General features: G+C 73.4%; 22 protein-coding genes and 1 tRNA gene. 11 read left to right on the top strand and 12 right to left on the bottom strand.

Annotated features, from left to right (window positions below):
* The first annotated feature begins 150 nt into the window (after window positions 1–150).
* Window positions 151–225, top strand: a tRNA-Trp gene (locus ABZ990_RS19750).
* Window positions 226–313: 88 nt separating this feature from the next.
* Here ABZ990_RS19750 and ABZ990_RS19745 read toward each other — a convergent pair.
* Entirely contained in the window at window positions 314–1,033 is a 720-nt protein-coding gene (locus tag ABZ990_RS19745) for a response regulator transcription factor (protein WP_361232786.1), read from the bottom strand.
* Window positions 1,030–2,268 carry a histidine kinase gene (locus tag ABZ990_RS19740; RefSeq protein ID WP_361232784.1) on the bottom strand — a complete coding sequence of 413 codons (1,239 nt, stop codon included), beginning with the start codon at window positions 2,266–2,268 and terminating at the stop codon, window positions 1,030–1,032. Before ABZ990_RS19740 ends, ABZ990_RS19745 begins: the two co-directional genes overlap by 4 nt.
* A gap of 156 nt (window positions 2,269–2,424) precedes the next feature.
* Here ABZ990_RS19740 and ABZ990_RS19735 point away from each other — a divergent pair, with 156 nt between their 5' ends.
* Together ABZ990_RS19735 and ABZ990_RS19730 are read left to right on the top strand one after the other, a co-directional pair.
* The gene (locus ABZ990_RS19735) at window positions 2,425–2,643 is read left to right on the top strand and encodes a hypothetical protein (RefSeq protein ID WP_361232781.1); all 219 of its coding nucleotides are present in this window, start codon (window positions 2,425–2,427) and stop codon (window positions 2,641–2,643) included.
* A gap of 226 nt (window positions 2,644–2,869) precedes the next feature.
* Window positions 2,870–3,847 carry a helix-turn-helix transcriptional regulator gene (locus ABZ990_RS19730; protein ID WP_361232778.1) on the top strand — a complete coding sequence of 326 codons (978 nt, stop codon included), beginning with the start codon at window positions 2,870–2,872 and terminating at the stop codon, window positions 3,845–3,847.
* Between the two features lie 161 nt (window positions 3,848–4,008).
* Here the strand turns inward: ABZ990_RS19730 and ABZ990_RS19725 are convergent, their stop codons facing one another.
* From ABZ990_RS19725 to ABZ990_RS19710, 4 genes are all read right to left on the bottom strand, one after another.
* Window positions 4,009–5,223 carry a hypothetical protein gene (locus tag ABZ990_RS19725; RefSeq protein ID WP_361232776.1) on the bottom strand — a complete coding sequence of 405 codons (1,215 nt, stop codon included), beginning with the start codon at window positions 5,221–5,223 and terminating at the stop codon, window positions 4,009–4,011.
* Between the two features lie 315 nt (window positions 5,224–5,538).
* On the bottom strand, window positions 5,539–5,910 hold the full coding sequence (locus ABZ990_RS19720) for a hypothetical protein (RefSeq protein ID WP_361232773.1): 372 nt from the start codon (window positions 5,908–5,910) through the stop codon (window positions 5,539–5,541).
* A gap of 11 nt (window positions 5,911–5,921) precedes the next feature.
* A complete protein-coding gene (locus ABZ990_RS19715; protein ID WP_361232770.1) occupies window positions 5,922–6,869 on the bottom strand; it encodes a DMT family transporter in 948 nt (315 codons plus the stop codon).
* Between the two features lie 144 nt (window positions 6,870–7,013).
* The gene (locus ABZ990_RS19710; protein ID WP_361232768.1) at window positions 7,014–7,625 is read right to left on the bottom strand and encodes a dihydrofolate reductase family protein; all 612 of its coding nucleotides are present in this window, start codon (window positions 7,623–7,625) and stop codon (window positions 7,014–7,016) included.
* A 183-nt stretch (window positions 7,626–7,808) separates the two neighbouring features.
* On the opposite strand from ABZ990_RS19710, the gene ABZ990_RS19705 reads away from it, so the two are divergent.
* A complete protein-coding gene (locus ABZ990_RS19705; protein WP_361232765.1) occupies window positions 7,809–8,549 on the top strand; it encodes an SDR family oxidoreductase in 741 nt (246 codons plus the stop codon).
* A 157-nt stretch (window positions 8,550–8,706) separates the two neighbouring features.
* On the opposite strand, the gene allB is transcribed toward ABZ990_RS19705, so the two are convergent.
* Complete coding sequence (allB, locus tag ABZ990_RS19700) at window positions 8,707–10,062, bottom strand: allantoinase AllB (RefSeq protein ID WP_361232762.1); 1,356 nt, start codon at window positions 10,060–10,062, stop codon at window positions 8,707–8,709.
* Between the two features lie 387 nt (window positions 10,063–10,449).
* Between allB and ABZ990_RS19695 the strand changes: the two genes are divergently transcribed.
* Window positions 10,450–11,268, top strand: coding sequence for an IclR family transcriptional regulator (locus ABZ990_RS19695; protein ID WP_361232759.1), 819 nt, complete (start codon window positions 10,450–10,452; stop codon window positions 11,266–11,268).
* Between the two features lie 121 nt (window positions 11,269–11,389).
* On the opposite strand, the gene ABZ990_RS19690 is transcribed toward ABZ990_RS19695, so the two are convergent.
* Together ABZ990_RS19690 and ABZ990_RS19685 are read right to left on the bottom strand one after the other, a co-directional pair.
* Window positions 11,390–12,142, bottom strand: coding sequence for an ABC transporter ATP-binding protein (locus ABZ990_RS19690; protein ID WP_361232756.1), 753 nt, complete (start codon window positions 12,140–12,142; stop codon window positions 11,390–11,392).
* Complete coding sequence (locus ABZ990_RS19685) at window positions 12,139–13,257, bottom strand: ABC transporter permease (RefSeq protein ID WP_361232753.1); 1,119 nt, start codon at window positions 13,255–13,257, stop codon at window positions 12,139–12,141. The genes ABZ990_RS19690 and ABZ990_RS19685 overlap by 4 nt, the downstream gene beginning before the upstream one ends.
* A gap of 124 nt (window positions 13,258–13,381) precedes the next feature.
* On the opposite strand from ABZ990_RS19685, the gene ABZ990_RS19680 reads away from it, so the two are divergent.
* Both ABZ990_RS19680 and ABZ990_RS19675 read left to right on the top strand, forming a co-directional pair.
* Entirely contained in the window at window positions 13,382–14,806 is a 1,425-nt protein-coding gene (locus ABZ990_RS19680) for a sensor histidine kinase (protein WP_361232750.1), read from the top strand.
* 3 nt (window positions 14,807–14,809) lie between these two features.
* Window positions 14,810–15,436 (top strand): response regulator transcription factor, encoded by a 627-nt coding sequence (locus ABZ990_RS19675; RefSeq protein WP_361232748.1) that lies wholly within the window; start codon window positions 14,810–14,812, stop codon window positions 15,434–15,436.
* A 112-nt stretch (window positions 15,437–15,548) separates the two neighbouring features.
* Here the strand turns inward: ABZ990_RS19675 and ABZ990_RS19670 are convergent, their stop codons facing one another.
* A complete protein-coding gene (locus ABZ990_RS19670; protein WP_361232745.1) occupies window positions 15,549–15,905 on the bottom strand; it encodes a DUF5955 family protein in 357 nt (118 codons plus the stop codon).
* Between the two features lie 221 nt (window positions 15,906–16,126).
* On the opposite strand from ABZ990_RS19670, the gene ABZ990_RS19665 reads away from it, so the two are divergent.
* Entirely contained in the window at window positions 16,127–16,729 is a 603-nt protein-coding gene (locus ABZ990_RS19665; RefSeq protein ID WP_361232742.1) for a nucleotidyltransferase family protein, read from the top strand.
* A gap of 246 nt (window positions 16,730–16,975) precedes the next feature.
* The gene (aceB, locus tag ABZ990_RS19660; RefSeq protein WP_361232739.1) at window positions 16,976–18,607 is read left to right on the top strand and encodes a malate synthase A; all 1,632 of its coding nucleotides are present in this window, start codon (window positions 16,976–16,978) and stop codon (window positions 18,605–18,607) included.
* A 169-nt stretch (window positions 18,608–18,776) separates the two neighbouring features.
* On the opposite strand, the gene ABZ990_RS19655 is transcribed toward aceB, so the two are convergent.
* The gene (locus ABZ990_RS19655) at window positions 18,777–19,154 is read right to left on the bottom strand and encodes a hypothetical protein (protein WP_361232737.1); all 378 of its coding nucleotides are present in this window, start codon (window positions 19,152–19,154) and stop codon (window positions 18,777–18,779) included.
* Between the two features lie 110 nt (window positions 19,155–19,264).
* On the opposite strand from ABZ990_RS19655, the gene ABZ990_RS19650 reads away from it, so the two are divergent.
* Window positions 19,265–20,290, top strand: a complete 1,026-nt coding sequence (locus tag ABZ990_RS19650) for a sigma factor (RefSeq protein ID WP_361232735.1) — start codon at window positions 19,265–19,267, stop codon at window positions 20,288–20,290.
* A gap of 136 nt (window positions 20,291–20,426) precedes the next feature.
* Window positions 20,427–21,119 carry a nitroreductase family protein gene (locus ABZ990_RS19645; RefSeq protein ID WP_361232732.1) on the top strand — a complete coding sequence of 231 codons (693 nt, stop codon included), beginning with the start codon at window positions 20,427–20,429 and terminating at the stop codon, window positions 21,117–21,119.
* Window positions 21,120–21,214: 95 nt separating this feature from the next.
* Here ABZ990_RS19645 and ABZ990_RS19640 read toward each other — a convergent pair whose 3' ends face one another.
* On the bottom strand, window positions 21,215–23,152 hold the full coding sequence (locus tag ABZ990_RS19640; protein WP_361232730.1) for a hypothetical protein: 1,938 nt from the start codon (window positions 23,150–23,152) through the stop codon (window positions 21,215–21,217).
* Window positions 23,153–23,227 lie beyond the last annotated feature (75 nt).

The raw sequence follows: 23,227 nt of genomic DNA, 5'->3' as shown, positions 1-23,227 counted from the left end.
GAGGATCATCCTCGTACTGGGCGTACTTGGATGACTCCGACAACGCAGCGAGCGGGCGTGCCAGGCGTCGCGGGCCAGGAGGGACTTTCGAAACACGCCCTAGGGGCGCCTGATGCCGCCGCGCTCCCGCCCCGTACGATCACTGCGGGCGGGGCCGTAGCGCAGCGGTCGACGCGCGCGGTCTCCAAAACCGCGAGGACGCCGGTTCGAATCCGGCCGGCTCCGCCCGTTCGCCGAATACCGGCGCTGGGCCCCAGACTTGGCGGGGCACCGCGCGCTCGCACCCCTACCACGGGGACCAAGTCGGCCTGGATCAGAGGCCGTCCGGCTCGTCGCCGGGGAGGTCGGCCAGGCCGGCGTCGTGGACGATCAGGGCGATCTGGACCCGGTTGTTGAGGCCGAGCTTCGCCAGTACACGCGAGACGTGCGTCTTGACCGTGGGGACGCTCATATAGAGGGCGGCGGCGATCTCGGCGTTGGTGCGGCCCTGGCCGACGGCGAGGGCGACATCGCGCTCGCGCGCCGCGAGGGAGTCGAGGCGGCGGCGGGCGGCGGCCCGGCGCGGTGTGGCGGCCTCGGTCGCGGCCTCCTCGTCGGAGGCGGCGGCCGGCCGCCGGGCGACATGGGTCATGAGCTGGCGGGTGACGGCCGGGGAGAGGACAGGGTCACCCGCGGCCACCCGCCGTACGGCGCCGACGATGTCGGCGGGCGGGGTGTCCTTGAGGACGAAGCCGGCGGCCCCGGCACGCAGGGCGCGCAGCACCTGTTCGTCGGCGTGGAAGGTGGTGAGGACGATGACCTCGGGGGCGCCGGGCCGGGCGCGGAGCCGTTCGGTGGCGGTGAGGCCGTCGGTCCGCGGCATGCGGATGTCCATGAGGACGACGTCGGGGGCGAGCCGGCCGACGAGGCCGGGGACCTCGTCGCCGTCGGCGCCCTCGCCGACGATCTCGATGTCCTCGGCGCCGCCGAGCATGAGGGCGAGGCCCGCGCGGACCAGGGGGTCGTCGTCGACGATGAGCAGCCGGATGGTCATACGGGCCACGGTAGCCAGGCGTGCACGGCGAAGCCGCCGTCGGGGGCGGGTCCGTGGGTGAGCCGGCCGCCGGCCAGCGTGGCGCGTTCGGTGAGGCCGATGAGGCCCTGCCCGGAGCCGGGGACGGGCGGGACGGGCCCCTCGGGGGCGGGGTTGCGGACGTCGACGACGAGTCCTTCGCCGGGGCGGCCGCGCAGGGTGAGGGTGACTTCGGCGCCCGGCGCGTGTTTGCGGGCGTTGGTCAGGGCCTCCTGGACGATCCGGTAGACGGTGCGGCCGGTGGCGTTGGGGACGGTGTCGGGGTCGTCGACGGCGGAGTCGAGGACGATCCTCATCCCGGCCTCGCGGACCTCGGTGACCAGGCTGTCGAGAGTGGCGAGGGTGGGCTGGGGGCGGTTGGCGGCGCCGCCCTCCTCGTCGGGGGCGCGCAGCACGCCGATGATCTCGCGCAGGTCCTGGAGGGCTTCGTGGGCGCTGTCGCGGATGACGCCGGCGGCGCGGGCGATCTGTTCGGGCGGGGCGTCGGGGCGGAACTCCAGGGCGCCGGCGTGCACGCTGAGCAGGGTGAGCCGGTGGGCGAGGACGTCGTGCATCTCGCGGGCGATGGCCTCGCGGGCCTGCCGCTGGGCCTGTTCGGCGCGCAGTTCGGACTCGGCCTCGGCGCGTACGGCACGGTCGCGCAGCGCCTCGACGAGCTGGCGGCGGGAGCGGACCAGCATGCCCCAGGCGGTGACGAGGAGGACGAGGACGACCCCGATGCCGATGACCAGGAGGTTGCTGGTGCCGGGCTCGGGGCGGACGAAGGCCTGGACGGTGGAGGTGGCGATCGCGAACAGCCCGATCCAGGCGACCTCACGGAAGGGACGACGTACGGCGACGCTGAACAGGGCGGCGAGCATCGCGCCGCCCGCGGTGGGCGCGAAGACACCGACGGCGCTCAGGGCGACGGCGAGCCCGGTGGGCCAGCGACGGCGCAGCCACAGGGCGCAGCACGCGAGCCCGCCGGCGATCTGGTCGAGGAGGTTGACGACCTCGCTGTTGTACGGGGCGCTGCTGTCGGCGGCGAGTACGCCGACGAGCGCGGCGAGCAGGAAGATCGTGGTGTCGACCACCCAGTCCCGTACGGTGCGCCGCGGCCGCCCCTGCTCCGGCCCGGGGCCCCCGTGGCGGGCGGCCTCGACCAGGTGGGAGGGGAACAGCCAGGTGTGGCGGTCCGGGCGTGCCGTGCGTGTCATACCCGAAATGTACGCAGGTGAGGGCGGCTGCGGGGGTGTGCGGCGGCGGGGCGATACCAAAGTCGCGGGGCCGGATACTTCGGTCGTACGGCCGGGGTCGGACCGGATACCGGTGGCCGACGCGGGGCGCGGCGGGGCCGGACCATGATCGGCGGCATGAAGAGGATTCTCGAGGTCACGGGCTTTCTGGTGATGGTCTTCGGCGTCTGCGGGGTGCTCCGTGAGCTGACCGGGGGCTGGTTCAGGCTGATGGGGGCGACCCGGCTGCTGACGGATCACGTGTGGTTCCTGGAAGGGCGGGAGCTGTTCGCGAACATCGTGATCGCGGCGCTGGGGCTGGTGATCATGGTCGTCTCGGACCGGGTACGGGCGTGAGGGGCCGCACCGGGGCGCGGGCCGGGACACGAGCCGAGGCACGAGTCGAGGCACGAGTCGAAGCGCGAGTCGAAGCGCGAGCCAGGGCGGGAAAATCCCCGCCGTGCGCATGATCTTGTGGTGTTACTCTGGCGCCCTTCAAATTTCAACGGAGTGACGGCCACCGGGGATGGGGACTCGGGGCCGAGGGGGCCGCCGCCGAGCGGCGCCGCCGGGTCGGGGGAACATGCGCGCAGGGCGTCCGTTGCAGGCTCTCGGTCTCTCCGCGACAGCGGAGGCCGTCTATCTCTCGCTCGTGGAGCGGGGTCCGCGGACCCTGGCCGAGCTGACCGACCGGCCGGCGCCGCCCGCCGGCCCTCCGCCGGGCGAACTGACGGACGCGGTCGACGAGTTGAGCGACATCGGTCTGGTCGCGCGCAGGAACGGCAGGCTGACGGCCCAGCCGCCCCGGGCCGTTCTGGAGGCCGTCGCCGAGCGGCGGGCGCGCCAGGCCAGGATCGCGTACGAGAGCGCGACGACCCTGTCCCGGTTCTGGCTCGACCACACCGCCGGATCGAGTTACGTCGAGGTCGTCGACACCTCCGGCCGGCCCAAGGCGGTGCAACTGCGGGTGCACGGCGAGGCCGTGGAGCAGGTGCGGGCGCTGTCGATCGGTCCGGTGGGCGGTGGCGAGCGGGTGCCGGAGGTCGGGCCGGGCACCCTGGACGCGCTCGACCGGGGCGTCTCCTACCGGGTGGTGTACAGCGCCAACATCCTGCAGAATCCGCACGCGTTGGAGGTGGCACGGGACTGTGTCGCGCACGGGGAGCAGGCGCGGGTCTTCCCCGATGTCGCGCTGAACGTGCTGGTCTGCGACGACCGTTTCGCCGTCGTGTCCGTCGCCGCTCCGGACGGCATGGGGCATCACAGTGTCGTCGTTCAGCCGTCGGGGCTGCTGGACGGGGTGATCGGCGTCTTCGAGTCGTACTGGCGGATCGCCGTGCCGCTGCCGCCGGCCGGTGAGGCCGTCGGGAGTGAAGCCACGCCCGAGGGACGGCAGTTGCTCAGCTATCTGAGCGCGGGGCTGACCGACGAGTCGATCGCCCGTGAACTCGGGGTGAGCGAGCGGACCGTGGCCCGGCGCATCGCCCGGCTCCAGGAGATGCTGGGCGCCAAGACCCGTTTCCAGCTCGGCGTCCAGGCCAATCGCCACGGCTGGCTGTGAGCGTGTACGGGGGCGTTCACGCGTATGGGAACGCGCGGGCCGGGCCGGTGTGTGATCTCCGGCCCGCCCCGCGCGGGTCTTCAGCCGCCCGGCCGCTCAGCCGTCCGGATCCCGGACGGCCTGTGGCGTGGCGTCAGTCGGCAGCCGTCAGTTGGCGTCCGTCAGTTGGCGTCCGGCTTGACCAGGTCCGGCAGCTTGGCCTCGAACATCTTGTCGAGGGTGAGGGCCGGCAGGATGTGACCCTGGTTCGGCGCGTCGTTGGCCACGCTCGCGCCCCAGCTGGAGGAGTTGAAGCGCTGGTTGGGGGTGCCGTGGTGGCCCGAGCTGGTGAAGCTGCAGTCGCCGACCTCGTAGAACGACTTCTGGGCGCTCATGACCCGGGCGGCGTTCAGCGACTCGCCGCGGGAGTGGGTCAGGTAGTACGTGCCGAACGCGTCCGCCATCAGCTCGGTGCGGCGGGTGGCCTCCGGGCCCGTCAGGTCGCTCTCGAAGAGGTCCTTCTGGTACTGCACGTGGTGGCCGAACTCGTGGCCCAGGATGCCGCGCGGGGCCACGTCGCCGAGGCCGATCGCGGACATGGCCTGCAGGATGCCGTCACCCATGATGATCCGGTCGCTGATGCCCATCGGCGCCGGGTCGTCCTTCTCGCTGTAGGCGAAGGCGTTGAAGGTGAAGATCGGGTTGGCGCCGCGCTGGAGGGCCGGCTCCGAGTCGACCAGCTCGATGAACATGTCCGCCAGGTCCAGGTTCTCCGCCGGCGTGCCGCCGTACAGGACCGCGAGCGTACGGGAGAGCCGGTCACGGTCGGCGAAGACGTCCGCGCCGTGCATGGGCATCATCCCGATCTTGCTCGAGTCGATGTCCCAGAAACGCTTGAGGTTCTTCATCTCGGAGTTGAGCTTCTGGGTGTACTCACCCTTGACGCCGAAGGTGTTGCTCGACGACTCCTTGCCGAAGAGCAGCGCGTCGTAGGTCGGCATGTCGAAGCCGCCGTAGATGGCGAGGATGAAGACGACGAACGGGTCCACGCCGTCGAGAAGGGAGTCGGCGTACGTCGACAGGGCGGTGGTCTTGCACTGGTAGTCGCCCGGGTTGATGGCGCTGTCACGGAAGGACGTCCACTCCTGGTCGCCCAGGCCGTGCTTCGCGCGGGCCGCCTGGAGGCGGGACTGCCAGTCGGCGGGGAGCTTGGCCTCGATCCGGTCGACGATCGCCTGCTGCTGCGGCGTCAGGCTGGACATGTCGAAGCCGGCCGGCGCCGACTGGCTCGCCGAGGTCGCGTCGTTCATGTCTGCGGCCTGCGCGGGAAGCGACATGCCAAGGCCACAGGTCGCGGCGAGCACCAGGCTCGCCGCCACGGTCAGGGTCTTCTTCACGGGGGACTCCTTTCGAGGTGCCCAAGAGGGCATCCGCGGGCGCCGCCCAGTCTGTAAGGACAACTACCGATTGCAGTACGGTCGTTCACTGTCCGAAACCGGCATGTCTGGAACCTGACAATCCCCCTGGCGGCGCGGCGCGGCACGAAAGAAGCGAAGACCGCAGGTCAGAGGCGTGGGCGGGAGCGCGGACGGCTCCCGTGCCCGAGAAGTGTCACTGGACCGCCACTGTTCCGGCTCGGCTTGACGGCCGCCCCGGCCGTTGCCCGGCGGGCTGCCCTTCCGTGCCAACGCCCCGACTCCGGGCGTGCCTTGCTACTCGCCGCTCGGGTGCTGGGCGAGAAGAAGGACGCAGATCCGGCGGGTGGCCGCGCCGCGGGCGTAGGTCATGCCGCCGGCGGTGGCGAAGGGGAGGGAGAGGGCGAGGATGCCGAGGAGCTCGGGCCAGTCGCGCTCCTCCACGCAGGCGCCGCGTCCGTAAGGCGCGTGCAACTGCTCGTAGGGGGCGCCGATCAGGGCCTCGCAGTCCGGCGCGGACATCTTGGAACCGGAGCCGGTGTACGGGACAAGGAGCAGAAGCGCGCACCAGGCCCATAACAGCCCGGCCAGGACGAGCAGGAAGATCCCGGCTCCCATCGTGGACTGCGAGCGGTCGCGCAACGTGACGATTTCGTCATGGGGAATCATGGTCCGCCAACCTATCGCGCACCCTCGTCGGCGGCGCGACGCCCCCAACCGGTGCCCGCGAGCACGAGGATGGCGCCGGCCAGACCGAGGACACCGGGCCGGTCGCCCGCCAGGGCGATACCGGCGGCAGCGGCCCACAGCGGCTCGGTGCCGAGCAGCAGGCCGACCCGGGACGGGGAAGTGCGGCGGACGGCCCACATCTGCACGAAGAAGGCGAAGAGCGTACAGAAGACGGAGAGGAACAGGAGCCCCGCCCACTCGCGCGGACCGAAGGCGCGCGCCACGTCCCACGGCGCCGCGCCCGCGCCGCCCCCGATTCCCTGGAGCGCGGCGAGGAGGGCGAAGACACCGACGGCGGAGCCGAGTTGGACGGTGGTGAGGGAGAGCGACCCGGCGGTCTCGACGGACCTGATGCGGGACATCACGAGGACGTGCGCGGTGCGGGCGAGCGCCGCGAGCAGCATGAGCAGGTCGCCGGACGAGGGCGCGGTGAAGCCGCCGCCCTGGGTGAGCAGGACCACGCCCGTGACGGACAGCGCGGCGGCGGCCAGAAAGGCGCGGGGCGGCCGGGTGCGGTTCACGGCCGCCTCGGCGAGCGGGGTGAGGATCATGGTGAGGCTGATGATCAGGCCCGCGTTGGTGGCGGAGGTGTGGACGACTCCGTATGTCTCCAGCAGGAACACCCCGGCGAGGATCAGCCCGAGGAGGGCCGCGCCGCGCCACTGGGCCGCCGTCAGCGCCCGCAGTCCGCGCCGTCCGGCAACGACGAGGACGGGCAGGACCACCGCGAACCGCAGGGTCAGGACGGCGAGGACGGTGGAGGCGGTGGTGATGCCCTTGGCGGCCAGGTAACTGCCGCCCCACACCACCGCGACCAGCAGGACGGGCAGATCGGTGAGCCAGGCGCGGCGCGGGGCGCCGAGGGACGCGGGGGCGGCGAAGGCCGGGGAAGCGGTCATGGGCGGAGGTCTCCAACAGGGCGTACGCGGTGGAGACTTCGACGGCTCTCACACGGGGATGATCACGGTACCGGGCCGCGCCGGCCGAGTCCCGGGCCCGGCTGCCCCGCCTCCGCAGCCGCCCCGGCTATCCCGCGGTCCCGGCTATCCCACGGTCCCGTAGGTGGGCCGGCCCGCCTGCTCGTACGTGTGGAGGGCGAGGCCCGACGCGGTGCGGCGCAGATCGGTGAGCCGGAAGGCGGCCGGGGTGGCACCGGCCTCGAAGAGGCGGCGGCCCTTGCCGAGGACGACCGGGAAGACGCAGAGGTGCAGGGTGTCGATCAGTCCGTGGTCGAGGAGGGTGCGGGCGAGCGCGGCGCTGCCGTGCATCTGGATCTCGCCGTCGAACCGCCGTTTGAGTTCCGCGACCTCCAGGGCGACATCGCCCCGCAGGATGCTGGTGCCGTCCCAGTCCGCCTCGGTGAGGGTGGTGGAGGCGACGTACTTGGGGAGGGTGTTGAGCCGGCGCGCGATGAGGTCCTCGGGGTCGGTCCGCTCCGGCCAGTATCCGGCGAAGATGTCGTAGGTGCGGCGGCCGAGGAGGAACGCGGTGGGCCGCTCGAACACCTCGGTGATGAAGCGGCCGAAGTCCTCGTCGCCGTACGGCATCGACCAGCCGCCGAGGTCGAAGCCGCCCCTGGTGTCCTCGTCGGGCCCGCCGGGGCCCTGCTGGACACCGTCGAGGGTGACGAACTGGGTGAGGCTCAGGGTGGCCATGGGGGTGCCCTTTCCGTTGCCGACCATCGTGTCCCACCCGCGCCGGACGCGCTTCCCGGCGGCGCTCGCCGGCGGTCCGCCTCGGTGTCCGATTGCCGCCGGTGAGGGGGCCGCACCCCGCGTTTCATTGAACTCGCAACGACAAGCGCTGCACAGAACATCGGGAAATCACGAGGAGTTCGCATGTCCACGATGAGCGGCAAGACGGTCCTGGTCACCGGCGGCAGCCGGGGTATCGGCGCGGCGACGGCCGTCCGGCTCGCCGAGGAGGGCGCGCATGTCGCCTTCACCTACGTCCAGGGCGAGGAGCGGGCACGCGAGGTCACGGCCAGGATCGAGGCGGTCGGCGGCAAGGCCCTGGCCCTGCGGGCCGACGCCGCCGACGCGGGCGACGCGGCCGGGGCCGTGGCCTGGGCGGCCGACGCCCTCGGCCGGCTGGACGTACTCGTCAACAACACCGGGGTCGGCGTTCTCGGCCCGCTGGAGTCGCTGACCCTGGCGGAGGCCGACCGGGTGTTCGCGGTGAACGTCCGCGGTGCCTTCCTGGCCGCGCAGGCGGCCGCCGCGCGCATGGAACGGGGCGGCAGGATCATCACGGTCGGCAGCTGCATGGTCCAGCGGGTCCCCGGGCCGGGCGGCACGCTGTACGCGACGAGCAAGTCCGCGCTGGTCGGACTGACGAAGGCGCTGGCCCGGGAGCTGGGCGGGCGCGGCATCACCGCGAACATCGTCCACCCGGGTCCGATCGACACCGACATGAACCCGGCCGACGGCCCGTACGCGGAGGGCCAGGCCGCCGTGACGGCCCTCGGCCGCTTCGGTACCCCGGAGGAGGTGGCCGCGATGATCGCCTTCCTCGCGGGCCCGGACGCCACGTATGTGACGGGCGCGGAGTTCGCGGTGGACGGCGGCCACGCGGCGTGACGCGTCGCGGCGAGGGCGGCCCGCGCGGCAGGAGGACGCGGGGGAGGGACGCGGGCGGAGGAACACGTACGGGCGAGGGGCGCCGTACGGGAGGGGGCCGGGGAACGGGAACCGGCTTCCTCTCGTACGTCGCCCACCGCCCGGCCGGTCGCCCGCGTCAGCGGCCGGGGGCGTGCGGCCGGTCCCTCCGCGTCAGCAGCCGTCCGCCCGGCTCGCTCAGCACCCCTCGGTCGTGGATCCGTTCGCCGCGCAGCCAGGTGGCCGTCACCACGCCGTGCAGCGTCCGGCCGGCGTAGGCGGTGACGCGGTTCTTGTGCTGGAGGCCGGCGGGGTCGACGGTGAAGGTGGCGTCCGGGGCGAGGACGGCGAAGTCGGCGTCGCGCCCCGCCTCGATGGCGCCCTTCCGGTCGAGACCGGCGAGCCGGGCGGGGCCGGTGGACATCCAGCGGGCGACGTCCTGAAGGGTGTGGCCGCGACGGCGGGCCTCGGTCCAGATCGCGGGAAGCCCGAGCTGGAGGGAGGAGATGCCGCCCCAGGCGGTGGCGAAGTCGCCGGTCTTCAGGTCGGCGGTGGACGGCGAGTGGTCGGAGACCACACAGTCGATGGTGCCGTCGGCGAGGCCCTGCCAGAGCAGGTCCTGGTTGGCGGCCTCGCGGATGGGCGGGCAGCACTTGAACTCGGTCGCGCCGTCCGGGATCTCCTCGGCCGTGAGGGTGAGGAAGTGGGGGCAGGACTCGACGGTGATCCGTACGCCCTCGGCCTTGGCTGCGGCGAGGAGCGGCAGCGCGTCCGCCGAGGACAGATGGAGGACGTGGACGCGGGCGCGCAGCCGGCGAGCCTGGTCGATCAGGTTCCGGATGGCGGCGTTCTCGGCGGCTCGCGGCCGGGAGGCGAGGAAGTCGGCGTACGCGGCACCCGCCTTCTGGGGAGCGGAGTCCAGCTCACTCGGATCCTCGGCGTGCACGATCATCAGACCGTCGAACGCGGCGAGTTCGGCGAGCGCGGCGGCCAGCCGCTCCTGGTCCAGTCGCGGGAACTCGTCGACGCCGGAGGGCGACAGGAAGCACTTGAAGCCGAAGACTCCGGCGTCGTGCAGGGGGCGCAGGTCCTTGACGTTGTCGGGGACGGCGCCGCCCCAGAAGCCGACGTCGATGTGCGCCTTGGCGCGGGCGACGTCCTGTTTGACCCGCAGGTGGCCGACGGTGGTGGTGGGCGGCAGCGAGTTGAGCGGCATGTCGAGCAGGGTGGTGATGCCGCCGGCGGCCGCGGCGCGGGTCGCGGTCCAGAAGCCCTCCCAGGCGGTGCGGCCGGGATCGTTCACATGGACGTGGGTGTCGACGAGGCCGGGCAGGACGGCGTGGTCGCCGACGTCCTCCAGGCGCGCGCCCGCCGGAACGGGGGCGTCGTGGGGCAGGACGGCCGCGATCGTCCCGCCGGAGACGGCGATCGACGCCGGGCGGGTTCCGCCGGGGGTGATGACGCGTGTCGAGCGCAGGACCAGGTCGACGTCCACCCGTACCCCTTCCCCTTCTTCTTCATCTTCTTCATCTTCTTCATCGGCCCGCTTCTTCCCGAAACGGGATTCAACGAACTGTTGAAGGAGTCTGCGCACCCGGCCACCGGCCGTCAAGGGTCCGTCCGGCGGACGTCCGGCGGGGCCGCGGAGCGATATCCGCGAGCGCCGTCGTTCCGTGAAGCGGAAGGGTGATTCCGCACAGAAGAAACCTCTTCCGTCGCCGAGGGTCCTGCGGAGGGGTGGTCCAGGCCCCCTGGCGGGCAGCCGTCGGCGGGCCGCGAAAGCCCCGCTGACCGGCCCGGATGCCGGGACCTGGGCCGTGTGCGCGGCCCGGGCGCCCGGTAGGCTGCTGCCTCGCCCGCCTGCCCCGAAAGGACCGTTGCCGTGCCGACGTCCAGCGCCCGCGCCACCGACGCCGCCAAGCCCGCCGCCGCGAGCGGTGGCGTCCAGTCCCTCGAACGTGCCTTCGACCTTCTGGAGCGGATGGCCGACGCGGGCGGCGAGGTCGGACTGAGCGAGCTCTCCGCCGGCAGCGGGCTGCCGCTGCCGACGATCCACCGGCTGATGCGCACCCTCGTGGCCTGCGGTTACGTCCGCCAGCAGCCCAACCGCCGGTACGCCCTCGGCCCCCGTCTGATCCGGCTCGGCGAGTCCGCCTCCCGGCTGCTCGGCACCTGGGCCCGTCCTTATCTGGCGCGGCTCGTCGAGGAGACCGGCGAGACGGCGAACATGGCCCTGCTCGACGGCGACGAGGTCGTGTACGTCGCCCAGGTGCCGTCCAAGCACTCGATGCGCATGTTCACGGAGGTCGGCCGCCGGGTGCTGCCGCACACCACCGGGGTCGGCAAGGCGCTGCTCGCGCACACCCCCGCCGACGAGGTGCGCGCGCTGCTCGCCCGCACCGGCATGCCCGCCGCCACCGACCGGACGATCACCACGCCCGAGGGATTCCTCGACGCCCTGACGGTGGTGCGTGAGAGCGGATACGCGGTCGACGACAACGAGCAGGAGATCGGCGTCCGCTGCCTCGCCGTCCCGGTGCCCGACTCCCCCACGGCGGCGGCCATCTCCATCTCGGGCCCGGCCGGCCGGGTCACGGAGGCGGCGACCGAGCGGATCGTCCCGGTCCTCCAGCAGGTCGCGCGGGAACTGTCGGCGGCGCTGGCGAGCACTTCGGGCTCCCTGGGCGGCGGCCGGAACTGAACGGGCACCGCACTCTTACGGCGTACAACTCCGCTCGTACGCCGTAGAAGACAGGGGCGGAAGGGCCCCGGAACCGCTGACCTTGGGTTCCGGGGCCCTCGTCCGTACGACCCCGCATCGCTCAGACCGTCAGGTCCGCCGCCCCGCCGACGACCGGCCCGGTGACCGTCCCAGCGCCTGGCCCCGGACCCGGCCCCGGACCGGCCTCCTCGGTCAGCCGTCCGTCCCGTACCGTCACCGTGCGGTCCGCCCGCCCCAGGTGCGCGCGATCGTGCGTGACCAGCACCGTCGCCGTCCCCCGCTCCTCGGTCAGCCGGGCGAGGAGCGCCATGACGGCCGCGCCCCGCTCGTGGTCCAGGGCGCTCGTCGGCTCGTCGACGAGGAGGACGGCCGGCTCGTTCATCAGGGCCCGCGCGATGTTGACGCGCTGGCGCTGGCCGCCGGAGAGCTGGTGGGGCCGGCGGTGGGCCTGGCCGGCGAGGTCCACCGCGTCCAGGAGTTCCAGGGCCCGGTCCCGCACGGCGCGCGGCCGGCGCCCGGAGAGGTGGGCCATCACCTGGAGCTGTTCGAGGGCGCTGAGCGACGGCAGCAGGTTCGGCTGCTGGAAGACGATGCCGATCCGGCCCCGCCGCAGCTCCGCCTTGGCGGCCGGACCGAGCGTTCCGGTGTCCGTGCCGGCCACCACGACCCGCCCCCGGTCCGGGGTGACCAGGGTCGCGGCCACCGCGAGCAGACTGGACTTGCCCGAGCCGGACGGCCCGACGACGGCGGTGAGGGTGCCGGCGGGCACGGTGAGGGACACCGCGTCGAGTGCGGTGAGCCGGCCGTCGCCGTCCGGATAGGTGAGGGTCACATCGTCGAGCAGCAGGCTCATCGGGCGCTCCCGAGCGCGGTCAGGGGGTCGACGGCGGTGATCCGCCGGATGGACAGGGCCGAGCCGAGGACTCCGAGCACGATCATCACGGCGGCCGGGCCGAGCACGGTCGACGGCCGCAGGACGAACGGCACGTCGCCGCCGCTGATCAGCGCGCCGATGCCGACGGCGAACCCGGTGCCGAGCAGGGTGCCCGCGCCGAGCATCACCACGGCCTGGCCGAGGGCGTCCTTCAGCAGATACGGGGTGGAGGCGCCGAGCGCCTTGAGCACGGCGACGTCGGCACTGCGCTGAATGGTCCAGACGGTGAAGAAGGCACCCATGACCAGCGCGGAGATGACGAAGAGGAAACCGCGCATCAGCTGGAGCGAGCCGTTCTCGGCCTGGTACGACCCTATGGCGCCAAGGGCCTCGTCGACGGTCCGCGCCGCCGTGCCGGCGGCCCGGTCCCCGGCCGCCCAGTCGACCCCGGAGCCGGCACCGGAACCGGAGCCGAAGCCGGAGCCCGAACCGGTGAGCGCGATCACGGTGGCCTGCGCCTCCTTGGCGCCCTCGCCCCGGCCGAGCCGCTGCCAGTCGTCGAGCGAGGTCCACACGACGGGCGTGTGGCTGTACGAGGCGTCCCCGGCGATCGCCGCGACGGTGACGTCCACGGGGCCGAGCCGGACCCGCTCCCCTTCCGTGACCCGCAGCTCCCGCGCCGCCGACGCCGAGAGCACCGCCCGGCCCGGCCCGAGCCGCCCGCTCTCGGGGGCGAGGCCCGCGCCCGGCTCCGTACCGAAGGCGGAGAGGGCGGCGGTCCGGTCGCCCGCGACGCCGTTGAGGGTACGGATGCCGAGCGGCGCGGCGCTCGCCACGCCGGGGCGGCCGGCCCAGGCCCGCCACTGGGAGGCGGTGACGGTCGAATTGGTGAAGGAGACCGACTGGCCGTCGGGCGGCGCGGCGAAGGCCAGCCGGTCGGCGGGCAGTCCGGTGATCGCCGAGATGTTCTCGCGGGCGAGCCCGGCGGTCAGTCCCGACAGCAGTCCGACGAGCAGGGTGATCAGGACGATCACGGTGCCCATCAAGGTGAATCGCCCCTTGGCGAAGCGCAGGTCTCTCCATGCCACGAACATGGGGCCCAGCCTGCTCGGACGGGGCCGTCCGGGGCATCGCGCCACGGGTGGCTTCGTAATCAAACTTTCGATTGAGTCCGGATTGTCCGGTTCACTCTTCCGTCCCGCCTACCCTGGAAGAACCATGGATCCCCGCTCACCGACCCCCGCCCTGCGCGCGCTGCGCCTCTGCCTGCATCTGCTGATGGCGGCGCTGCTGGTCCTCGCGGCCCTGCGCACGGAGACGGTCGCCGGGATCGCCGCGGCGGCCGTGACGGGCGCGGTCTACGCGGCCGGATCGCTGCTGCCCGCCGTACGGTCGTCACAGCGCGCCGCGGCGCTCTGGCTCCTCGCCCTGTTCCTGTCCTGGCTGGCCCTGCTGTGGCTGACCCCGGAAGGACTGTGGCTCGCCTTCCCCCTCTACTTCCTCCAGCTGCATCTCCTGCCGGCCCGCTGGTCGCTGCCGGCGGTGGCCCTCACGGCGGGCGCCGCGATCCTGTCGTACGTACGGCACGGGGCCGCGCTCAGCCCGGGGGTCTTCATCGGGCCGCTGCTCGGGGCGGCGGTCGCGGTGGCGACCGTGCTCGGCTTCCAGGCGCTGTACCGGGAGAGCGAGCGACGGCGCCGGCTGATCGACGAACTGATCTCGACCCGGGCCGAGCTGGCGGCGGCCGAGCGGCACGCGGGCACGCTCGCGGAGCGGGAGCGGCTGGCCCGGGAAATCCACGACACGCTGGCCCAGGGGCTGTCCTCGATCCAATTGCTGCTGCGGGCCGCCGAGCGGACGCTGCCGGCGGGATCCCCGGCCGCCGGGCACATCGACCGCGCGCGACGGGCCGCCCAGGACAACCTGGCGGAGGCACGGCGCTTCGTACGGGCACTCGCCCCGCCCGGCCTGGAGCACGGCTCGCTCGCCGGGGCGCTGGAACGGCTGTGCGCGACGCACGGGACGGGTGGACCAGAGGGTTCGGGTGAGGCGGAGGGTGCCAGTGGGCCGGACGGTTCGGGTGGGCCGGACGGTGTGGGCGAGCCTGCCGGTACAGGTGGGCCGGTCGGCACGGAGGCGGGCGGCGGGTCGGCCGGTGCCGACGGTACGGCCGGGCCCCGGGTGCGGTTCTCGGTGAGCGGGACCCCGGTCGAGCTGCCCACCCCGTACGAGGTGGCGTTGCTGCGGATCGCCCAGTCGGCACTGGCGAACACGGTGCGGCACGCCGCGGCCTCGCGCGCGGAGATCACGCTGTCGTTCATGGCCGGGTCCGTGACGCTGGACGTGGTGGACGACGGCACGGGTTTCGACCCGGTCGCGCCGCGCCCCGCGCGGCCGTCCGCGGAGGGCGGCTTCGGGCTGCCCGCGATGCGGTCGCGGGCGGAGTCCCTCGGCGGCGTGTTCACGGTCGAGTCCGCGCCGGGGCAAGGCACCGCCGTGGCCGTCACCCTGCCCCTCCCGGACCCGGCCACCGCGACCGCCACCGGAGCCGCCACTGCCGGAGCCGTACCCGCGCCCGCATCCGTGTCCGGCGCTCCCTCGCCTTCGCCTTCGCCCCCCACCTCCCTGCCGACCGGAGCCTGACGCATGCCCCTCCGACTCCTGCTCGCCGACGACCACCCGGTGGTACGGGCCGGGCTGCGGGCCGTCCTCGACACCGAGCCCGACTTCACGGTGGCGGCGGAGGCCGCGACGGCCGAGCGGGCGGTCGAGCTGGCCGCCGCCGGGGGTGTGGACGTGGTCCTGATGGATCTCCAGTTCGGTGCCGGGATGCACGGCTCGGAGGCGACCGCCGCGATCACCGCCGTACCGGGCGGGCCGAGGGTGCTCGTCCTCACCACATACGACACGGACGCCGACATCCTCGCGGCGGTGGAGGCCGGGGCCTCCGGCTATCTGCTGAAGGACGCCCCGCCGGAGGAACTGGCGGCGGCGGTACGGACGGCCGCCGCCGGGCAGTCGGCGCTCGCCCCCGCGGTGGCGCACCGGCTGATGGACCGGATGCGCACCCCGGCGGAGGCGCTGACCAAACGCGAGTTGGAGGTCCTCCAGCTGGTCGGCGAGGGCCTGTCCAACCAGCAGATCAGCAAGGCCCTGTTCCTCAGCCAGGCGACGGTGAAGTCCCATCTGGTGCATGTCTTCGCCAAGCTGGGCGTGGACTCCCGGACGGCGGCGGTCGCGGCGGCGACGGCACGCCGGCTGATCAGGCGCTGACCCCGGGTCCCCGGCCCGCACCGCCTGACCCGCACCATCCCGCCCGACCCGCGCCGCCCCGCCGGACAGCCGACTACCTGGCTACCCGGCCACCCGGCCACCCGGACAGCCCCTATGGCACGGACCGCCCCGGGTGCGCCACCGGCGGCTGGGCCGGTGCCTGGTTCGACGGGCCGAAGAGTTCGACGGCGCACCGCACGGCCGTGAGCCCCTCGGCGAGCGCGCTGACGGAGCCGACCGCGCCCGCGATCAGCAGCAGCGAGCGGCGCAACCGCCACACCTCCGGGATGCCGCTCAACGCCATCGCGTCGAGTGCGGCCAGTTCGTCCTCCGCGATCACCCGGTCGGCGAACTCTTGCCTATTTCCGGCGAGTTCACGCCTGAGCCGGGTCACGGCGGCGCGCAGTTCGGCCACCCGCGGATCCAGGTCGTCGGCGGCCTGCGGCCGCTGCCCCACACTTCGCAACACGACTCTCCCCCCAGGGGGTGCCCCACCCCCTTCGTGCACGCTCCTGTGCCGGTCCCGTTCGGCCGGCGGTCGGGCGATGGCCGGTCGTCCGGGGTTGCGGGCCAGTTAACTCCCTTGTTCGCCCGGCGCGCCAGCACGCGTCCCGACTTTCAGGCATCCGAGTGGTCCGCCCCTGATGCGGTATGCACTCCCCTATGACGGATGAGACGGCAGGACCTCACGTGACGACGACGCCCCGGGTCGCCGGGCTGCTGCTCGCGGCCGGCGGCGGCCGGCGGCTCGGCGGGCGCCCCAAGGCGCTGCTCCCCCACCGGGGCCGCCCGCTCGTCGAGCACGCGGCGCGGGCTCTGTGGGACGGCGGTTGCGGGGCGGTGTACGTGGTGCTCGGCGCGGGCGCGGAGCGGGTACGGCAGGAGGCGCGGCTGCCCGCGTGCGTCCTGGTGGACAACGCCGGGTGGGCCGAGGGCATGGGGTCGTCGCTGCGGGCGGGGCTGGACGCGCTGGGCGCCCACCCCGACGAGTTCGACGCGGTCCTCGTGTCCCTGGTGGACCAGCCGGGGATCGGCGCGGCGGCCGTGGCGCGGGTTCGGGCGGCGTACCAAGGGCGCGACACCCTGGCCGCGGCCTCGTACCGGGGGCGGCGTGGGCATCCGGTGCTGTTCGGCGCGGCGCACTGGGCCGGGGTCGTGGCAGGGGCGGTAGGGGACCAGGGGGCGCGCGGGTATCTGGCGGCGCACCGGGACGCGATCACCCTCGTGGACTGCTCGGAGGTCGCCGAGCCGTACGACATCGACACGGCGGCGGATCTGGCGCGTCTGGAGTGAGCGGACCGGGGCCCCTCGAAGCCCTCGCCGAAGCCCCCGCCATGGGGTGTCGACCTGAAGACTCCCGACAATCGACAACCGTTGAACTTCCACAATGAGAAAACTAGTATCCATTTTCCAGAACCGCCCGGCCCCGACCCGTCGCCCGCTGCCCCACCCGGGCGACCGCCCGGCACCGCCCTCGAAGTCCGCGAGATCCACGAAGCCCGCGAAGCCCGCGAAGCCCGCTGAAGGAAGTGACCGTTCATGTCCGCAGCAGCGCCGTCCTCCCCGGTCGTCGTCGAAGCCGAGTCCCTGCCGCGCCAGGAGGAGGTGCTCACCGGCGAAGCACTCGCGTTCCTGGCCGAGCTGCACCACCGGTTCACCCCGCGCCGTGACGAGTTGCTCGCCCGCCGCGCCGAGCGGCGCGCGGAGATCGCCCGTACGTCCACCCTGGACTTCCTGCCCGGGACCGCGGCGATCCGCGCCGACGACTCCTGGCGGGTGGCACCCGCGCCGGCCGCCCTGAACGACCGGCGGGTCGAGATCACCGGCCCGACCGACCGCAAGATGACGATCAACGCGCTGAACTCGGGCGCCCGGGTCTGGCTCGCGGACTTCGAGGACGCGTCGGCCCCCACCTGGGAGAACGTGATCCTCGGTCAGGTCAATCTGATCGACGCGTACACCCGGAACATCGACTTCACGGATCCTCGGTCCGGCAAATCGTACGCCCTGAAGCCGGCCGAGGAGCTCGCCACGGTCGTCACGCGGCCGCGCGGCTGGCATCTGGACGAGCGCCATCTGACCGTCGCGGGCCGCCCGGTCCCCGGCGCGCTCGTCGACTTCGGCCTGTACTTCTTCCACAACGCGCGGCGGCTGACCGACCTCGGCAAGGGGCCGTACTTCTACCTCCCGAAGACCGAGTCGCACCTGGAGGCCCGCCTCTGGAACGACGTCTTCGTCTTCGCCCAGGACTACGCCGGCATCCCGCAGGGCACCGTCCGCGCCACGGTGCTCATCGAGACCATCACCGCCGCGTACGAGATGGAGGAGATCCTCTACGAACTGCGCGACCACGCCTCCGGGTTGAACGCCGGCCGCTGGGACTATCTGTTCTCCCTCGTCAAGAACTTCCGCGACGCGGGCGAGCGTTTCGTGCTGCCGGACCGCAACGCGGTGACGATGACGGCCCCGTTCATGCGCGCGTACACCGAACTCCTCGTCCGCACCTGCCACAAGCGTGGCGCGCACGCGATCGGCGGCATGGCGGCCTTCATTCCGTCCCGCAAGGACGCCGAGGTCAACAAGGTCGCTTTCGAGAAGGTCCGGGCCGACAAGGACCGGGAGGCGGGCGACGGGTTCGACGGTTCCTGGGTCGCCCACCCGGACCTGGTGCCGATCGCCATGGCCTCCTTCGACGCGGTGCTGGGTGACAAGCCGAACCAGAAGGACCGGCTGCGCGAGGACGTCCATGTCACGGCCCCGGAGCTCATCGACATCGCCTCGCTCGACGCCCGGCCCACCTTCGAGGGGCTGCGCAACGCCGTTCAGGTCGGGATCCGTTACATCGAGGCGTGGCTGCGCGGCATCGGTGCCGTCGCCATCTTCAATTTGATGGAGGACGCCGCCACGGCGGAGATCTCGCGCTCGCAGATCTGGCAGTGGATCAACGCGGGCGTGGAGGTCGAGCACGACGGCGCGACCGTGAAGGTGACACCAGAGCTGGCCCGCGAGGTCGCCGCGCGCGAACTGGCCGCGATCCGGGCAGAGATCGGCGAGGAGGCGTTCGCGGCCGGCACCTGGCAGCAGGCTCACGATCTGCTGCTGCGTGTCGCGCTGGACGCGGACTACGCGGACTTCCTGACCCTGCCCGCGTACGAACAGCTCGTCGACTGACCGCCCTCCGGCACCCTGATCCCGGATCCCGTTGCGGGCCCCGCCCCACCCCCGTACGCCATGGGGGCGGGACCCGCGGTCACGGTCGGTCCGGGCATCGGGACCGAAGCGATCCGGACCGGAGAGGGCCGGACGGGAGAGGGTCGGGCCGGAGAAGGCCGGACGGGGCTCAGCGGCGGGAGGCCCCGGCCAGTGCCAGCACGCTCAGGCCGAACATCAGGACGCCCAGGGGGAGATGGACCGACGGAACGTGCGCGATGCCCAGCACGACCTGGACCGAGGCGAGGACCAGGAAGCCCGACGCGTACCAGATGGGCCGGGGCGAGCCACCGCCCGGCTTCCACGCCAGGACCGCCGCGAGGACGTACAGCATCGACGCCGCGTACATCACCCGGGCTCCGACACTGTGGATCGTCTCCCCGTAGGAGGCGGTCAGCAACAGCCCTGCGGAGACCGCCTGGAGAAAGATGGTCAGCGTCTGCAGGGCGATCGCGATCCGCAGGAACGAAGAGCCGCGCCGTGCCCGCGCCGTCACCTCGGTGGCCATGTCACAGTCCTCTTTTCCGCCCAGGAGACATCGTCTTCGGGCAGTGGATCGATAAGGTCTCACCCGTCCGACGAAACAGGGCCGCGAAAGGTAAGGCGAGGGTGCGGGGAATGACGAACGGGACAGCCGGCGCCGACGGAGTCGCGGGCGAGCGGGCTCAACTCGTCAATGTCGCCTACCGTTTGCTCGGCTCGCTCACCGAGGCCGAGGACGCCGTCCAGGACGCCTACGCGCGCTGGTACGCGATGCCGCGCGCCCGGCGCGCGGAGATCCGCTCCCCCGGCGCGTGGCTGACGACGGTGACCGGCCGGATCTGTCTGGACCTGCTGGGCTCGGCACGGGCCCGCCGGGAACGCTATGTCGGCGCCTGGCTGCCCGAGCCGCTGCCCGACCGCACCGAGGAGGACCGGCCGGCCTCCGCCGGCCCGGCCGGCGCCGCGGACCCCGCCGACCAGATCGTGCTGGACGAGTCGGTGGGCATGGCCTTCCTCGTCGTCCTGGAATCGATGACGCCCGCCGAGCGGGTGGCGTTCGTCCTGCACGACGTGTTCCGGTACCCGTTCGCCGAGATCGGGGGCGTACTCGACCGTACCCCCGCGGCCTGCAAGCAACTGGCGGCCTCCGCCCGGCGAAGGGTCAGCGGCGCCACGGGCCTCCCGGACCTCCCGGGCCCCGCGCACCCCGCGCACCCCACAGGGCCGGTGCGCGCGCCGGTCGCGGTGGCCGACCGGACCGGCCGGACCAGCCGAACCAATCGGACCGACCGGGCCGACCGGGCCGATGTGGTGCGGCACGTCAAGGAGGCGTGGGAGACGAAGGACATCCCCGCCCTCGTCGGACTCCTCGACCCGGCCGCCGTGATGACCGTCGACGGAGGCGGGCTGGCCAGCGCCGTCCTGCGCCCGGTCGAGGGCGGTGCGCGCATCGCCCAGTATCTGGTGGCCCTCGCCGACAAGGCCCCGGGGCTCGACATCCGGGAGCGTTCGGTCAACGGCATGCCGGGCCTGGTGGCCCTGCTCGGCGGGGTCGTCGTGACCGTGGCCGCGTTCGACGTCTCCGACGGGCGCGCCACCCGGATCTGGGGGTTCCGCAACCCGGAGAAGCTGGGAGCGTGGGTGCGGCCCGAGGAAGCGTAGGGGCTGTCCGGCTCTTCGGAGGACGCGGGGCCGGCTCCGGCACCGGACCAGGGCCGCCGGCTCCGATTCGGATCACTCGGGGATTCAGCCGGTTCGGGCATTTACCCCGGGCCTCCCCTCGTGCTGTGCTGCCCGCATGGACCAGACCAATGAGCCGACCGGGACACCGGTCGCCACCCTCGCCCACCCCACCGTGCCGCACCGGCCGCTGGCCGTACCGGCCGGGGAGGCGGAGGAACGGGCCCGCGCCTTCCACGAGGTGATGGCCCGCCGGCGTACCGTGCGCGACTTCCGCGACCGCCCGCTGCCCGAGGGCGTGCTGGAGTGGGCGATCCGTACCGCCGCCACCGCGCCCAGCGGGGCGCACGTCCAGCCGTGGCGTTTCGTCGTGCTCACCGACCCGGAGCGCAAGCGGCGACTGCGCGAGGCCGCCGAGGCGGAGGAGCGGGAGTTCTACGGCCGCCGCGCGTCGGCCGAGTGGCTGGAGGCCCTGGCGCCGCTGGGCACCGACTGGAGCAAGCCGTTCCTGGAGACCGCGCCCGCCGTGATCGTGGTCTTCGAGGTCCACAAGGGGCCCGAGACGCCCCGTCCCTACTACACCAAGGAGTCGGTCGGCATCGCCGTCGGCCTGCTGCTTGCCACGCTCCATCAGGCGGGTCTGGCGACCCTCACCCACACGCCGAGCCCGATGCGTTTCCTGAACGAGGTCTGCGACCGTCCGCCGGAGGAGCGGGCCGCCTATGTCATCCCGGTCGGCTATCCGGCCGAGGACGCGCGCGTACCCGACCTCCGCCGCAAGACCCTGGACGAGGTGATGGTGCGGCTGTGACCCCGCCATCGCTCCCCACGCGCGCGTACCCGCGCACAAGGAGAGCAGCGCGGCCAAGGGGAGGAATGCAGCCAAGGGGAGGAATGCGGCGCGGCTCAGGACACGCTGACGCCGAGAGGGGTGAGGACGCGGGCGGTCTCGTGCGGGTCGGCGGCTTTCATGGCGGCGACGAGGGCCGCCGCTCCGCCGGGCCAGGCGGCGGCCGCCGTGTCGAAGGCGGTACGGCGCGACTCCAGGGGCCCCTTCTTGCCGGGCAGCGTGTCGAGCACCGCGAGGGCCCGGGCCTCGGTCGGGACCTCGCCGGGCGCCACCGGCTCGCCCCTCCGGCGCAGCGTCTCCTCCGCCCGGGCGCCGACGACGGGGTGCGCGAGGAGGCCGCGCAGCACCCCGGCGGGGGCGGCGGACAGATCGAGGACGTCGAGCAGGCCGCGGGTGGCCGCGGCGTCGGAGGTACCCCGGTTGACGGAGCCGATGGCGCCGAGCAGCGCGGACCAGGCCACGTCGCCGTCGCCGTGGGCCCGCAGCCAGTCGCGCAGGACCCGCCGGGCGGCGGCCGGGGGCCAGACAGCGGCGGCGGCCACCAGCGGGGCCGCGTCCCAGCCGTCCGTCTCCCCCGGTCCTGGCACCACGACGCCGCGGATCGCGAGCATGTGACGGACCGCCGCGCAGCCGCGCGGACCGAGCCCGAAGGCGTCCCCGCGCCGGAAGACGAGGCCGGTCGCGGCGAGCCGGTCGACCACGGTGGCCAGCGCGCGGGCCGGACCGTCGAGACGGGCGCGGTCGGCGTCGCCGACGCCGGGGGTGCCGAGCAGCCGGGCGAGTTCTGCGGCGGTGGGGGTGGTGTACGCGGGCGAGCCGGGCAGCGGTACCCGTACCGGCGCGTCCTCCAGGGCGGGGTCGACCGTCCAGTCCTCGAACTCGGCGGCGCGGCGGGCCACCGACTCCGCCGAGCAGCCGCGCTGGTAGAGCGTGTAGAGGAGATGGGCGGCCTCGCCCCCGTAGGGGCCGGCGTCGGGGTCCGGGTCCGTCCCGGTGAGAGCGTCGACGGCAGTCGCGAGCAGATCGGCGTCCCGTTCCGTCCGCGCGTCCGCGCCGGGGGCCGGGGGTGCGGACGGGTCGGCGGCCCCTTCGGCCGCAGTCCTCATACCTCCCGTGTTTCCCGCTTCCCCCGGTTCACCTTCCGGTGCCTCTGATCCCTCTAGTCCCTCCAGTCCCTCTGAATCCGTGAAGCAGAGGGCGGGGGGCGGGAGTGGTACGGCCACGTCCCCGTAATAGTCCAGGTGTTCGCCGAGCAGCGCGTCGGCGAGGGCGAGATGGGGAAGATCCTCCGGTCCGGGCGCGAGGTACGCATACGGTCCCGCGAGCCCCTCGGGCAGTCCGGCCGCGGTCCACCGGCCGACAAGCGCGTGGGCGACGGCCCCGATGCCCCGCGCGACGTCATGGTCGGCGAGGAGCGGCCCGGCGGCTGGCGACTGCTCGGCGTCCCGGACGTACGCCCTGGTCAGCACCTCGGCGAGAAGGACGTCGGCGACGGCGGTCCGTCCCGCGAGGTCGGCCCGCCGCGCGCCTTCGGGCACCGGTACCCGGCTCAGCCGGGCCAGCCAGGCCCGTACCGCGCCGGGGTCGTCGGCATCGACACCCTCGGTCCGCAGCAGTCGGGCGTACCAGCGGGGCCAGGTCAGATTGCCGGGGTCCGTCATGGCCCGTTCGAAGTCGGCGCCGGCCTGGTCGACGGCTTCCTCGACCCCGGTCCGGTCCGCCTCGTCGAACCGCCGGGCGAGCGCCCGCAGGACCGCCGGATACACGGTCAGTTCCGCCGGGTCCGCCCAGACGAAGGAGGGCAGGTCCTCCACGAGCAGCCGCCGCGCCAGATCGGGGGTCGGCTCGGGGACTCCGCTCGCCCGGTCCGCCCCGTGCAGCGCGAGCAGTCCGAGCACGGCGTCCACCGCCCTGACCGCTCCCGGCCCCCGGAACTCCGGGTTCGCCTCCAGGAACGCGTCACGACCGGTGTTGGTGAGCACGATCTCGGCCACGCTTCCCAGCGTAATTCGGGGCGCGGCGGCGCGCGGCGCGGACGGGGGCGGGTGCGGCCGGGTGGGTCATTCCGC

The sequence above is a fragment of the Streptomyces sp. NPDC046203 genome (assembly GCF_040646255.1).
GTDB lineage: Bacteria > Actinomycetota > Actinomycetes > Streptomycetales > Streptomycetaceae > Streptomyces.
This window is presented reverse-complemented; position numbering and strand designations above follow the sequence as displayed.